This is a genomic window from Lichenibacterium minor (genome assembly GCF_004137685.1).
GTDB lineage: Bacteria > Pseudomonadota > Alphaproteobacteria > Rhizobiales > Beijerinckiaceae > Lichenihabitans > Lichenihabitans minor.
In genome coordinates, this window is sequence record NZ_QYBB01000022.1 from 60,883 (window position 1) to 73,322 (window position 12,440).

At 73.9% G+C, this 12,440-nt stretch carries 14 protein-coding genes and 1 pseudogene; 6 read left to right on the top strand and 9 right to left on the bottom strand.

Features of this window, described 5'->3' with window-relative positions; all coding sequences use genetic code 11:
• Positions 1-52: 52 nt before the first annotated feature.
• From D3273_RS17660 to D3273_RS17685, 6 genes and pseudogenes are all read right to left on the bottom strand, one after another.
• Positions 53-970: a glycoside hydrolase family protein gene (locus D3273_RS17660; protein WP_129228213.1), complete on the bottom strand. Its 918-nt coding sequence runs from the start codon at positions 968-970 to the stop codon at positions 53-55.
• Complete coding sequence (locus D3273_RS17665; RefSeq protein WP_129228242.1) at positions 967-1,749, bottom strand: TIGR04290 family methyltransferase; 783 nt, start codon at positions 1,747-1,749, stop codon at positions 967-969. Before D3273_RS17665 ends, D3273_RS17660 begins: the two co-directional genes overlap by 4 nt.
• Before the next feature lie 24 nt (positions 1,750-1,773).
• Positions 1,774-2,547: pseudogene (locus D3273_RS17670) on the bottom strand (sugar phosphate nucleotidyltransferase); the annotation flags it as partial.
• Position 2,548: 1 nt separating this feature from the next.
• The gene (locus D3273_RS17675; protein WP_129228214.1) at positions 2,549-3,622 is read right to left on the bottom strand and encodes a CgeB family protein; all 1,074 of its coding nucleotides are present in this window, start codon (positions 3,620-3,622) and stop codon (positions 2,549-2,551) included.
• Positions 3,619-4,215: a histidine phosphatase family protein gene (locus tag D3273_RS17680; protein WP_129228215.1), complete on the bottom strand. Its 597-nt coding sequence runs from the start codon at positions 4,213-4,215 to the stop codon at positions 3,619-3,621. The genes D3273_RS17675 and D3273_RS17680 overlap by 4 nt, the downstream gene beginning before the upstream one ends.
• A 4-nt stretch (positions 4,216-4,219) precedes the next feature.
• Positions 4,220-5,299, bottom strand: a complete 1,080-nt coding sequence (locus D3273_RS17685) for an inositol-3-phosphate synthase (protein ID WP_129228216.1) — start codon at positions 5,297-5,299, stop codon at positions 4,220-4,222.
• Between the two features lie 253 nt (positions 5,300-5,552).
• Here D3273_RS17685 and D3273_RS17690 point away from each other — a divergent pair, with 253 nt between their 5' ends.
• Positions 5,553-6,608, top strand: a complete 1,056-nt coding sequence (locus D3273_RS17690) for a hypothetical protein (RefSeq protein ID WP_129228217.1) — start codon at positions 5,553-5,555, stop codon at positions 6,606-6,608.
• Positions 6,609-6,673: 65 nt separating this feature from the next.
• Here D3273_RS17690 and D3273_RS17695 read toward each other — a convergent pair whose 3' ends face one another.
• On the bottom strand, positions 6,674-7,900 hold the full coding sequence (locus tag D3273_RS17695) for a DUF5666 domain-containing protein (protein ID WP_129228218.1): 1,227 nt from the start codon (positions 7,898-7,900) through the stop codon (positions 6,674-6,676).
• Positions 7,897-8,769, bottom strand: a complete 873-nt coding sequence (locus D3273_RS17700; RefSeq protein ID WP_245501248.1) for a DUF6502 family protein — start codon at positions 8,767-8,769, stop codon at positions 7,897-7,899. Before D3273_RS17700 ends, D3273_RS17695 begins: the two co-directional genes overlap by 4 nt.
• A 114-nt stretch (positions 8,770-8,883) precedes the next feature.
• On the opposite strand from D3273_RS17700, the gene D3273_RS17705 reads away from it, so the two are divergent.
• The 3 genes from D3273_RS17705 to D3273_RS17715 all read left to right on the top strand — a co-directional run bounded on the left by D3273_RS17705 (position 8,884) and on the right by D3273_RS17715 (position 9,732).
• On the top strand, positions 8,884-9,111 hold the full coding sequence (locus tag D3273_RS17705) for a hypothetical protein (RefSeq protein ID WP_129228219.1): 228 nt from the start codon (positions 8,884-8,886) through the stop codon (positions 9,109-9,111).
• A gap of 15 nt (positions 9,112-9,126) precedes the next feature.
• Positions 9,127-9,357: a hypothetical protein gene (locus tag D3273_RS17710; protein ID WP_129228220.1), complete on the top strand. Its 231-nt coding sequence runs from the start codon at positions 9,127-9,129 to the stop codon at positions 9,355-9,357.
• A gap of 114 nt (positions 9,358-9,471) precedes the next feature.
• A complete protein-coding gene (locus D3273_RS17715; protein ID WP_129228221.1) occupies positions 9,472-9,732 on the top strand; it encodes a GlsB/YeaQ/YmgE family stress response membrane protein in 261 nt (86 codons plus the stop codon).
• Between the two features lie 40 nt (positions 9,733-9,772).
• Here the strand turns inward: D3273_RS17715 and D3273_RS17720 are convergent, their stop codons facing one another.
• On the bottom strand, positions 9,773-9,979 hold the full coding sequence (locus tag D3273_RS17720; RefSeq protein ID WP_129228222.1) for a YgaP-like transmembrane domain: 207 nt from the start codon (positions 9,977-9,979) through the stop codon (positions 9,773-9,775).
• Between the two features lie 149 nt (positions 9,980-10,128).
• Between D3273_RS17720 and D3273_RS17725 the strand changes: the two genes are divergently transcribed.
• Together D3273_RS17725 and D3273_RS17730 are read left to right on the top strand one after the other, a co-directional pair.
• Positions 10,129-10,650, top strand: coding sequence for a protein-tyrosine phosphatase family protein (locus D3273_RS17725; RefSeq protein WP_207210815.1), 522 nt, complete (start codon positions 10,129-10,131; stop codon positions 10,648-10,650).
• The gene (locus D3273_RS17730) at positions 10,647-12,386 is read left to right on the top strand and encodes a hypothetical protein (protein WP_129228223.1); all 1,740 of its coding nucleotides are present in this window, start codon (positions 10,647-10,649) and stop codon (positions 12,384-12,386) included. Before D3273_RS17725 ends, D3273_RS17730 begins: the two co-directional genes overlap by 4 nt.
• The last annotated feature ends 54 nt before the right edge of the window (positions 12,387-12,440 follow it).

The following is a 12,440-nucleotide window of genomic DNA, read 5'->3' on the forward strand; positions in this document are numbered from 1 at the left end:
ATCCAGCGTGGCGCCGGCCGCCCCCCTCCGGGGGAAGGGCGACCGGCGGGGTTCAGATCGCCGGGATGGGCTTCACCGGCCCCGAACCCACGTAGCGGCGCACCATCGTGGCACAGAAGTCGGCGAAACGCGCCGGGTCCTTCGGCGCCGAGGTGTGGTGGGGCTCGATGCCCTCCTCTTCCGGCGTGAAGCAGAACGTCACGGTGGTGTCGAAGGGCTCCAGCGCCCGCACCAGCCGGTCGAACCAGCGCTCGGCGTCCGGCCGGAGCCAGTCGGCCCAGGACAGCCCCGTGCGGAGGTAGGTCACGCCGAGGCGCTTCATGTGCTCCACCGCGTCGTCGAGCCGGTGGTCCTCGTAGTGGAACCATTGGCACAGGCCGACGTCGGGCGTGAGGCTGCCGAAATGCTCGGCGGCGATCTTGGGCGTGCCGTCCTGGCGCAGGATGCCCATGGCGAAGTGGCGATAGTAGGAGGAGCCCTCCGCCTCCTTGTGGCGGGTGGTGGCTTCCCACTCCTTCGGCAGGTCGTAGAGCGAATACCAATGGATGCGCGGGGCCTTGCCGCGCAGCAGCTCGGCGGTGCGCTTCAGCCCCCAGTCCTGCACCTCTTCGGCGCCGAAGGTCGAGACGCCGACCTCGGACACCCAGACCGGCTTGTCGGTGACGGCGCGGATCTCGTCGATCTTCGCCGGCCAGTCGTGCAGCGACCACAGGTTCCAGTCGAGCGGGAAGCCGTGCACCGCCACCGCGTCGAGATGGTCCATCACGCCGCGCGAGGCGAGGAGCTGCACCCAGGTCGGGTCGATCGGCGACATGCCGCCGAGCACGCGCGGCAGGGTGGCGTTCTCGGCCCGGATGGCCTTCGCGGCCAGGATCACCATCTCGCAGAACTTCACCCAGCCCGGGTCCACCTCGGGGTCCCAATGGGACTTGTTGTTGGGCTCGTTCCAGATCATCGCGGCTTCGATCATCGGGCGACACTCCTTGCAGGGTAGGCGGCCTCGACGAAGGGCCCGCGCGCGGCCCTGCGGCACAGGAACACCTCGGGGTCGGGATTGGCCAGGATGGAGAAACCGGAGGAGCGCAGCATCGCCGCCGAGGCGGCGCGGTTCGGCGCCCACCAGTTGGTCGGATCGGCCGAATAGTCGCGCTCGATGAAGTGCATCTTGGGGTAGCCGGGCGCGTCGAAATGGCCGGCTTCCGTGAAGGGGTAGTCGGCCGCGACCTCGGCCACCGCGTCCGAGCCGCGCTGCATCGACTGGAACAGCAGGAGGTCGGAGGCGACGTTCTCCCAGATCAGGTCGAGCGCCAGCAGCGGGTGGCGGAGGTGGTAGAACACCCCCATGAAGACCACGAGGTCGAAGCGCTCGCCCAGGGCGCCGACGTCGTAGACGGACATCTGCCGGAACTCGATGCCGTCGACGCCGAGCGCGTCGCAGGCGAAGCGCGCCTGGGCGAGGTAATCCTCGTCGAAGTCGATGCCGAGCACGCGGGCGGCGCCGCGCCGGCGCATCTCGATCGAGTAGAAGCCGCCGTTGCAGCCGATGTCGAGCACGCTCTTGCCCGTCAGGTCCTCGGGCAGGACGGGCGCGAAGCCGCGGAACTTGGTGCCCGGATAGTCGCCGAGGAAGTGGCCGGGCGCCGTCCATACGCCGCCCCCGAGGTCCATGTTGTGGAACCAGGGGCCGAGCGCGTCGGCGCGGGCGCGCAGGTCCGCGGGGTCGTGCCCCGCTGCGGGATCTTGGGTCATGGTATGGTCTCGTCCTGCGCCTGGCCGAGCAGGCGCCCGGGTGACTGGGCCTGCTCCAGCAGGCGCTCGGCTGACGGGGGCCTGCTCGAGCAGCCCCATGGCGGCGCGGTATCCGTTGAACGTGCCGGTGTCGACGTAGGACTCGCCGGCCCTGACCCCGACGGCGCGGCCGCCGCCCGCGATGAAGGCGTTGACCAGCGTGCCGAAATACTCGTCCCGGCGCTCCCGCGCGATCCACAGCGCGTGGAGCGCGTGGAACACCGCGCCGGGCATCTTGAAGGCGCCCCAGATCCAGCGCGAGGACGCGTCCGCGCGCTTCACCTGGATCTCGACGACGGTTCCGTCCTCCGCCAGCACCACGGCGTCGAACAGCTCGGGCCGCTCGACGGGGAACAGCAGGAACGAGAGGGCATCGTCGGGCAGCGTCGCGAAGCCGGCCGCCGGGAACCACACCGTGTCGGGCAGGCCGACCATCACGGGCTCGTTTCGCGGCACCAGGGGCGCCGCCCGGAACACGGCGTCGCACAGGCCCGAAGGCTGGGGCTGCACCACGTAGGCGATGTCGGCCCCGGCGTAGCCGGCGCCGTAATAGGCCAGGATGTCGTGCTTGCCGGGCGAGATGACGAGGCAGATCTTGCGGGCGCCGCCCAGCACCATGCGGTCGAGCAGGTATTCCGAGACCGCGCAGGGCCGCTCGACGCCGCCGTCGAGCCGGCTGCCGACGGGCAGCAGTTCCTTCGAGAAGGCCAGCGGCTGGATGCGGCTGCCCCGGCCCGCGGCCGGCACGATGCCCCACATGTCAGTTTCCCCCGCCCCTGGCCGCCGCCACGGCGGCCTCGAACTCCGCGGCTCGATGCTCCGACGTGTGCTCGGCGAGCACCCGGGCGCGCGCCGCCTCGCCGATGCGCCCGAGCTCGGCATCCGACAGGTCCACGGCCGCCAGCGCGTCCGCGGTGGTACGCGCCACGATCAGTTCGGCGCCGGGCTCGAAGAAGGCGGCGAGCCCATCCCAGTCGTCGGTGAGGATGGCGGCCCCGCAGGCCGCCGCCTCGAACAGGCGCCCCGACGGGCACCAGCCCATCGCCGCCATGGCGCGGCGCGTGACGTTGAGGGTCAGCCGTCCGGAGCAGAAGAAGGCCGGGTGGTCCGGCGGCGGCAGGTGCTGGACGAAGAAGATGTTCTCCATCCACGGGAAGTCCGCCGGATATTGCGCGCCGCCGATCAGGAAGCGCGACCCCGGCCGCGCCCGCGCCGGGGCGATGAACAGGGTTTCGAGCGCCGCCTGCCGGTCGGCCGCGTAGGTGCCGAGGTAGCTCAGGTCCGCGGCGAAACGCGCGGCGCGCGGCACCGGGCGGTGCACCGCGGGGTCGACGTGGCCGTAGAGCGGCGCCACGCGGCGGGCGCCGAGCCGGGCCCGCAGCGCGTCGAGCGCCGGCCCGCCCGTGTAGCTCAGCACGAGGTCGTAGCCCGAGAACCCATCCGGGCCCACGTAGGCGGGGCGCTTCTCGTCGAGCGCCGCCAGCGTCACGGGCGTGTCGAGGTCGTAGAAGACCCGGGTGGCCCGCGGGGCGTCGAGCACGGCGCGCTCGGCGGCGGCGGCATCGGGACAGTAGCTCGTCACCAGCGCCACGTCGGCTTCGGCGAGGTCGCGGCGCGCCCGCGCGGCCACGCCCTCCCAATCCGGGTAGAGCACGAGGTCGCCGCCCTCCAGGGCATGCAGGTCGCGGTTGTGGCGGTAGTAGTCCGTGTCCCGCTCGAAGAAGACGACGTCGTGGCCGCGCCGGATCAGCGCCTTCAGGAGGCCACGCCACAGCGTCGCGTGGCCGTTGCCCCAGGAGGACGACACCGTCAGGCCGAAGACGACGATCTTCACGGCGCCGCGACCTCGTTGAAGCGCACCACCCGCATGTAGTCGCCGAACACGTGCAGCGTCGCCACCGACGCCGGATCCACGGTGAGGTGGTCGTGGCGGTCGAGCGACAGGCCCAGCGCCGCCATGACGACGGCCTTCACGACGTCGGAATGGGTGACCAGCGCGACCGTCGCGTCGCCGGGCTCGGCGGCGAGCCGCGCGATCAGCCCGACCGCGCGCGCCTGCACGGCCGCCATGCCCTCGCCGCCCGGCATCGGGCAGGTCGAGCGCTCGCGGTTCCAGCGGTGCCAGTGGGGGTCGTCGGGCAGCTTGGCGAAGTCGGCGCCGGTCCAGCTGCCGCAGTCGATCTCGTTGATCTCCTCGGCGACCTCGACGTCGCGGCCGATCCGCGCCGCGATGGCGGCGGCGGTTTCGCGCGTGCGGTCGAGCGGCGACGAGATCACGCGCCCGATGCCGCGCCCCGCCACGAGCTCCGCCAGCCGCTCCGCTTCGCGCAGCCCCTGCTCGCTGAGCGACACGCCCGGCATGCGGCCGGCCAGCACCCGGCCGAGCAGGCCGTGGCTCGCGTGGCGGACGAGGAGCAGCGTCAGCACGGCGTCATTCCGCCCCGGACATGAAGCGCTCGGCGCGGTCGCGCGCTTCCTCGTCGGTGAACTGGCGCGGCGGCGACTTCATGAAGTAGCTCGACGGCCCGATCAGCGCGCCGCCGATGCCGCGGTCGAGCGCCAGCTTGACGCAGCGCACCGCGTCGATGACCACGCCGGCGGAGTTCGGCGAATCCCACACTTCGAGCTTCAGCTCGATGCTCATCGGCACGTCGCCGAAGCCGGTGCCCTCGAGGCGGATGTGGGCCCATTTGCGGTCCGTCAGCCAGGGCACGTAGTCGCTGGGGCCGACGTGGATGTCCGACGCGTCGAGCGGCACGTCGAACTGGCTCGACACCGCCTGGGTCTTGGAAATCTTCTTCGATTCGAGGCGGTCGCGCTCCAGCATGTTCTGGAAATCGGAGTTGCCGCCGAAGTTGAGCTGGTAGGTGCGGTCGAGCCGGATGCCGCGGTCGCGCAGGAGGTTGACCAGCGTGCGGTGCACGATGGTGGCGCCGACCTGGCTCTTGATGTCGTCGCCCACGATGGGCAGGCCCGCTTGCGCGAAGCGGCGCTCCCATTCCGGGTTCGAGGCGATGAACACCGGCATGCAGTTGACGAAGCCGCAGCCGGCTTCGAGCGCCCGCTCGGCGTAATATTCGGCGGCCTTCTGCGAGCCCACCGGCAGGTAGCAGACGAGCACGTCGACCCGCTTCTCCTTCAGAACCGCCGCCACGTCGGCGGGGGCTTCCTCGGATTCGACGATCACGTCGCGCAGGTAGCGGCCGAGCCCGTCGAGGGTGGGCCCGCGCTCGACGCGCACGCCGGTGGGCTTCACGGCGGCGAAGCGCTCGGTGTTGTTGGGGGCGGCCAGGAGCGCGTCGGCGAGGTCGCGGCCCACCTTGGCGTTCGACACGTCGAAGGCCGCCACCGGCACCACGTCCCCGACGTGGTATCCGCCGACCTCGACGTTCATCAGCCCCGGCACCGGCGCGTTGGACGAGGCGTCCTTGTAGAATTCGAGGCCCTGGACGAGGGACGAGGCGCAGTTGCCGACCCCGACGATGCCGATGCGAAGCTGCTTCTGTCCCAATGTCCCATCCTTCGGCGCTTCGGCTGATTAGGACGGAATGGGCGGGTTTGCAAAGCGGCCCCGACGCGCCCGACGGTGGACAAGGTGAACGGGCCGCGGCCCCCGCCGGGCATTCCGGCAACCCTGCGGCGCGTCGCACGGCCCGGCGGGCCCTTCACGCGGACCAGTGCGGGGTCGTTCAAGCCTTCTTAAACCCCGCGGTGTCATGCCAAGCCGTGATCCGACGCGTATCGGTCAGGGTGAGGCGTGGCTGATGGTGTCGAATCGTGGTGTTTCGGCCGTGGTCTGCTCGGTGTTGGGCTTCGGCTGCATCGGCAGCCTGGTCCTGGGGCATCGGGGTGAGGCGGTGCCGGCCGCGGCGGTCGCCCAGGCCGCGCCGGTCAGCGCGCCCGCGGCGAAACCGGCCGCCGCCGTCCCGGCGGCCCGGCCCGTGGTCGCCGAGGCCGACATCGACACGGACCTGACGACGGGCTCGATCCAGCCCGGCTCGGCCGTGCACGTGCCCAACCCCGCCGCCTACAAGGGCGCCCCCAAGATGGGCGATCCCGTGACGGTCACGGGCGCGGAAGCCATCAACTACCTGGCCGGCAACACGCTGCGGCGCGAAGGGCCGGGCGAGCCGCTGCATTTCACCTACTTCGCGTCGCGCGGGCTGATGGGCGAGGGCGACGAGCGCGGCTTCACGGCGCGGCGGTGGGACCGCGAGCGGCCGGAGCTCTGCGAAGCGGGGCGCGACGGCGCGCCCGTGTGCCGGAGCGTGTCGATCCTGCTCGACGGGAAATACGAGTTCCCCGGCGCGCGCCTGGGCACGGTGACGCTGGAGGCGGCGGGCGGCGCGCCCGCCGTCACGGCCGTGCTGGTGAAGGGCAACGCGATCCACTTCCCCGAGCACATCCCGTTCCTCGACAGCACCGTCGACGTCGCCACGACCGACGAGCCGGCCGCGGGCGTGCGGCCCGCGGCCGGCGATCCCGCGGAAGCGCTGGCCGGCCACCCCGTCGCCGTCGTGGCCGACGGGGCCGGGACCCGCGCCCGGCAAATCGTCTACTACGCCAAGGACAACCGCCGGCTGGAGCTCCAGCAGGTGCAGGTCGGCGACGGCAAGGCCGTGCAGGTGACGGTGGGCCACTGGCACACCGCCAAGGCGAACCTGTGCCAGACGCGGGTGACCGGGACGGCGGCCCAGACCTGCTTCAAGATGGAAGCCGCGGCGGCCGGCATGCGGCTCGTCCCGGCCGGCCGGGCCGGCGACGCGCAGACGCTGACGCCGCTGCCCGAGACCGGCGCCCGCGAGATCGCCCAGGACTGACCCGTCGGCGGCGTCCGGTCCCGACCCGGACGGGCCCGCGCGGCGCGGTCCGGCAGCGGCCGGCATCAGCGGCCGGGTCCGGCGCCCCGCCCGCCGCCGGCGCTTCCGCCAGGACCACCGCCACCAGGGCCATTGCCGCCAGCGCCACCGCCGCCAGGACCGCCCCCGACGCCGCCGGGACCGCCCATGCCGGGTCCCCCGCCGTGCGGCCCCGCGGGCGCGCCGCCGGGACGGCCGCCGTCGGGCGGCCCCGCCCCCTTGAGGCCCGGTCCTCCGGGCGCTCCAGGGTTGGCCGGCTCCCCCCGGCCGGGACCGAGGCCGCCCGCGCCGCCGCCGCGGCCTTCCCGCTCCACCCGCAGCGACCGGGCATCGAGGCGCCCCGCGCCGTCCGGCCGGGCCAGCAGCACGGCGCGCACCGGGCCGCCGTCGCCGACGTCGGCCAAGGCTTCGGCGCCGGCAGACACGTCCAGGCCGGAGCCGAGCCGCAGCCCGTCCGGGGCGCGCGCCACGTAGGCTTCGACCGACAGGCGGTCGGCCGTGGCGAAGGGCACCCGCGGCTCGACCGTCACGGCCGACGCGTGGAACACGCCGCCCCGCCTCGCCCCGACGAGCGACACCCGGCGCCCGCGCAGCGCCGGCGACAGGTCCGCGACCGCGAGGCCGCCGACCGCGAGGCCGCCGTCGGCACCGTCCTCCACCGGCCCATGCAACTGTTCCGCCCCGGCGGGACGGCGCTCGACGAGGCTCGCCACCACGGTCCCGTCGAGCCGGCGCAGCCCGCTGACGGCGAGGTGGTCGCCGGCCCGGCGGGCCGGCACCGCCACGCCGTCGGGAAGCGCGACGCGCTGCCCCAGCACCACGATGGTGCCTTCGCCGACGGCATCGACCGGGCCGACGACCTCGCTCCGCGCCACGATGGCCCGCGTGGCCAGCACGCCGCCGCGACGCCTCGCCAGCACCTGGACCACGTGGCCGAGCTTCAGGTCCCGCACCGTGGCCGGCCTGCCGTCGATCGTCACCGGGACGCCGGGCGGAAAGGTCACGCGGAGGTCGTTGACCACGATGGAGCCGAAGCGCCTGATCGTGCCGATCACCCCGGTGCCGCCGATGCCGCGGTCCTGGCCCAGCGTTTCCGCGGGGTCCGCCGCGGTCGCGCCGGTGCCGCCGAGGCCGCGGTCGGCCCCTGCGTTCGGGTCCCGCGCGAGCGCGCGGCCGCCCCACAGCGCCGCGCCCTGCAGCAGCAGCGCCGCGAAGCCGCGGCGGGACAGGGCCAGGACGCGGCCTCCGCTCAAGCGTCGCCTCCCGGGCGCCCGGCGGACGGCGGCTCGGCGGCGGAAACCTCCTCGGTGAAGACGTAGACGCCGAAGTTCCACCGCCACCGTCCCCCGGCATCGCCCTCGCAGCCGTCGTGGGCCTGCCGGTTCGACGCGGTCAGCGCCTCCATGGCGAGGTCGCGCGAGCGCCGCTCGAGGTCGGCCGCCAGTTCCGCCGACAGCCCGTCGTAATGGACCGCGCGTTCGAGGAAGCGGGGCGACTCGGCGGAAATGTTGGCGACCGCCGAGGCGACGTGGTCGTGGAGGTTCCGGCCGAAATAATACAGCTGCTGCTCGTCGCCGCCCTGGGGCACGAAGGCCCTGTCGAGCAGGGTGACGACGTCCGCCTCGTCCAGCGTCGCCAGGCGCTTGTCGATCCACTCGTCGAGCACGGCGCGCGGGCGAAGGTCGCGCGTGATGGACTCCACCAGCGCTTCGAACGAGGGCTGGCCGGCCGGCGCCACGCGCGGCAGCGGCAGGGGATGCCCCTCCGCATCGGTGGTGCGGCGGTCGGCGAGCCAGCGCGCCAGGATGCGGCTCGTGCGCGACAGCGACGCCGGCACCGCGCTGACGGGGGCACCGGCGCCCCGCAGGCGCCGGACCTCTTTGCGGTGGATGCCGGTCAACAGGCTGACGCGGCTGTCCGTCTGCTCCTTGCCGGGCAGGACGAAGTCATATTCCGCCACGTTGACGTAGAGCTCGCGCAGCACGTCGCACAGGGCCGGGAAGGTGATGCCGCGCCGCACGAGCAGGCGCACCAGGGGGCGGAGCACGCGGACGAGCGCGGCCTGCAGCTTGGTGGTGTCCAGCGGGACGTCGACGGGGGATTGTGGCACGGGCGAGAGCATAGAGCGCGGTCCGGACCGGTTCAATGCCGGACGGCGCACATGTGGGATTTTTTCCCACTCGGCTTGACGTGGGAAAAATTCCCACGAAAATGGAGCGACACACGGAACCCGCCCATGCCCGCTCACTACGCCTTCCTCGATCCGACCGCCGACGGGAGCTTCGGCTTCGCGACTGCAGCCCCTTCGGTCGCGGCATCGCAACGCGCGAGCCTCGGCCGGGGCCTCGCCCTCGTGCTGCTGCTGGCCGCGTCGTCGCTGGCTTCCGTCTACCTCCCCCTCGCGATGCACGGGGCGGACTGGGTGGAGGACTCGGCACCCGGCCCGCTCGTGGCCAACCGCTGACCGGAGGGGACGAGCATGCGCTATGAATGCGTGTCGGCCGACTCGGCCGCGGTGCGGGTGCGGGACCCCGAAGCCGGCACGGGCTGGCGGTTCGGGCTGATCGAGCGCGACGGCCGCCGCGACCTCGCGTCGGAGGGGTTCCAGGAGGATGCGGCGGGCGGGCGCCCGGCGACCTTCATCGCGGTCGCCGGCGCCTACGTGTTCGCCCTGCGCGAAGCGCGGGTCCGCGGGCTGATCGACCGGTGACGGTTTCGCCATAATCGCGCGTGGCGCCAAACATTCCCGCCCGGGTCGCGTTGACGCATCGCCGGGGACGGGGCTCAGGGGAGCCGGCCAGCACCTCGCGCGGAGCAGTCCCGCATGTCGATCATCTATTACATCATCATCGGCTTCCTCGCCGGCGTGATCGCCAAGTTCCTGATGCCGGGGCCCAACGAGCCCGGCGGCTTCATCCTGACGACGGTGCTCGGGATCATCGGTGCCGTGGTGGCGACCTATCTCGGACAGGCGATCGGCTGGTACGGGCCGAACCAGGGCGCGGGCTTCGTCGGCGCGATCGTGGGCGCCATCATCGTGCTCTTCGTCTACGGCTTCTTCGCGCGCCGCTCCTCGACGCTGTGAAGGTTCGGGGCGGGGGACGCGGGTCCCCCGCCCAGGCCGTTCAGCGGCGCCCGTCCACCAGGGCGGCCTTGGCGGGGCAGTAGCCGGTGGTGCCGCGATAGGCGAGCGCCGCGCCGCCCAAGAGGGCGAGCAGGCTCAGCACCTTGTTGGGGCGCGGCTTGGCGGCCGCGGCGGCCAGGAACAGGCCGATGCCGGTGGAGATGGCACGCTCCTTCAAGGAAAGGTCGCCGGCGGGATTGCGGGTCATGCGATGGCTCCTCGGTCTCGCCCGGTGCGGGCGGGTGTCGCTGGGCGTAACCGGCGGGAACGGGGCCGGTTCCCGCGGCGAGGGGCCTTGCGGGGTCGCGCGTTCTGCGCCACTCCCCGGCGGTCGCCGAACCACGCACGGATCGCCTGTTGAACCTCACCTGGATCACGCCCCTGCTGGCCGTCGGGGGCCGGCTGTCCGAGGCCGAAACGGCGATGCTCGCCGCGGTCGAGGGCGTGGGCGCCGTCGTCGACCTGCGCAGCGAAGCGGTCGACGAGCGCGCCGTGCTGGCCGCGCAGGGGATCGCCTTCCTCCACCTGCCGACCGACGACCACGCCGCCATCACGCCCGCGATGCTCGACGAGGGCGTGGCCTTCGCCGAAGCGCAGCGCGGGGCCGGGCGACGGGTGCTGATCCACTGCGAGCACGGCATCGGCCGCTCCGCCACGCTGGCCCTGGCGGCCCTGGTGGCCGCCGGCATGGCGCCGCTGGACGCGCTGAACCTCGCCAAGGACCGGCGCGACCGCGTGTCGCCGAGCCCCGCGCAATACGGATGCTGGCGCGACTGGCTCGTGGAACGCCGGGCCGGGACGGGGGCCGGCTGGGACGTGCCGGACTTCGACCGCTTCGCCGCCATCGCCTACCGCCACCTCGCCCCGGCTGACCGGTGATCTTCTACGGCAAGGCGTCCCGCCGCGCGTCCGTCGCGGCGGCGCTCGGGGAGATCGCGGGCTGGATCGGCGAAGCCGTGACGGCCCCGCTGCCGATCGAGCGCCACGCCGCCTGGGTGTCGGCCCTGGTCGAGGCCGGCGGGCTGGCGCAGGGGCTGGCCGACGCCGAGGAGGAAGCCGAAGGCGCGTCGCCATCCGGGTCCGCCCTCGCCATGGCGCTCTGCGCCGCCGTCGCGGCCGTGATGGGACGCTCATGGGACTCCGCCTTCGCGGTCCTCCCCGACGCCGTCCCCGCCGCGGTCGCCGATGCCCTGGCGGCGCTCCGAAACGCGCCCGGCTGTCCCGAGGCGGTGGAGATCCGGCGCACCGAGGGCTTCGCCCATTACGCCGTCTACCCCGAAGCCCATTGGCAAGCCGCCGCCGCCCTCGCCGCGCCCCGGCCGACGCGCGTGCTCGGCCTGCGCTCGATCGGCACGGCGCTGTCGGCCGCCGCCGCCGCGGCGCTCAGCGCGCCCGCGCCCCGCACGGCGAGGCCGTCCGGCCATCCCTTCGACCGCAGGGTCGCGCTGGCGCTGGCGCTCGACATTGCGGAGCGGGACGCCGTCTGGGCGATCGTCGACGAGGGTCCCGGCCTGTCGGGCTCGTCGATGGGCGCGGCCGCGGACGCGCTCGGCGCCGCCGGCGTGCGGGCGGACCGCATCCTGCTGCTGCCGGGCCATGCCGGCCCGCCCGGCCCCCGGGCGAGCGACGCGCACCGCCGGCTCTGGGCGACGGCCCGCTCCGCCGTGGTGCCCTTCGAGGACCTCGCCCACGACGGGGCGCGAGGCGTCGGCGCCTGGGTGGAGGATCTCGCCGGGGCCCCATTGGCGCCCCCCGAGGACATCGCCGGCGGCGGCTGGCGCCGACACGCCTTCGCCGACGAGGCCGCCTGGCCCGCGGTCGACCGGCAGAACGAGCGGCGCAAATACCTCGTCCGGGGCCGCCGCGGCTCCGTCGTGATGCGGTTTGCCGGGCTCGCCGGCTTCGGCCGGGAAAAGCTGCGGCGCGCGACGATGCTGGCCGAAGCCGGCTACGGCATAGCCCCCCTCGGCCTCAGGCACGGCTTCCTCGTCGAGCCCTGGCGGGACGACCTGCGCCCGGCGTCGCCCGGCGGCGCCGGCCGCACCGCCGTGCTGTCCCGCCTGGCCGGCTACCTCGCGTTCCGGGCTCGCGCCTTTCCGGCCGCACCGGACGACGGCGCGTCGCTCGACGCCCTCCTCGCCATGGCGCGCGTCAACGCCGGCGAAGCGCTGGGCGAGGACGCTGCGGCGCGCGCCGGCGACTGGGCCGGCCGCATCCCCGCCCTGGCCCGCATCGCGCGGCGCGTCGGCGTGGACGGGCGGCTCGCGCCGCACGAATGGCTGCACGACGGCGCGGCCGTCCTGCTCAAGACGGATGCGCTCGACCATTGTTGCGGCCACGACCTCGTCGGCTGCCAGGACGTGGCCTGGGACGTGGCGGGCGCGGCGGTCGAATGGGACCTGACCCACGCCGAAGCGGAAGCGCTGCGCGCGGCCGTGGCGCGCGACGGGGCGCGCTGCGACCCCGAACTCGTCGCCTTCTTCCGCCTGGCCTACCCGGCCTTCAGGGTCGGCACGCTCACGATGGCGCTGGAGCGCGAAGGCGGCGCCGAAGCCGCGCGCCTGGAGGCCGCGCTCCGCCCCCAGGTCGCGGCGCTGCGCCGCGCGCTGGCCTGACGTCCCGCCCTCGCCCACCGCTCGGGCGAAGCCGCAGAACTTTCCCCATCCCGG

Excerpts from the sequence above, each read along its gene's own strand:
- D3273_RS17660 (WP_129228213.1), bottom strand. The coding sequence starts at position 970 with ATGATCGAAGCCGCGATGATCTGGAACGAGCCCAACAACAAGTCCCAT.
- D3273_RS17665 (WP_129228242.1), bottom strand. The coding sequence starts at position 1,749 with ATGACCCAAGATCCCGCAGCGGGGCACGACCCCGCGGACCTGCGCGCC.
- D3273_RS17690 (WP_129228217.1), top strand. The coding sequence starts at position 5,553 with ATGGTGTCGAATCGTGGTGTTTCGGCCGTGGTCTGCTCGGTGTTGGGC.
- D3273_RS17700 (WP_245501248.1), bottom strand. The coding sequence starts at position 8,769 with ATGCTCTCGCCCGTGCCACAATCCCCCGTCGACGTCCCGCTGGACACC.
- D3273_RS17705 (WP_129228219.1), top strand. The coding sequence starts at position 8,884 with ATGCCCGCTCACTACGCCTTCCTCGATCCGACCGCCGACGGGAGCTTC.
- D3273_RS17710 (WP_129228220.1), top strand. The coding sequence starts at position 9,127 with ATGCGCTATGAATGCGTGTCGGCCGACTCGGCCGCGGTGCGGGTGCGG.
- D3273_RS17715 (WP_129228221.1), top strand. The coding sequence starts at position 9,472 with ATGTCGATCATCTATTACATCATCATCGGCTTCCTCGCCGGCGTGATC.
- D3273_RS17720 (WP_129228222.1), bottom strand. The coding sequence starts at position 9,979 with ATGACCCGCAATCCCGCCGGCGACCTTTCCTTGAAGGAGCGTGCCATC.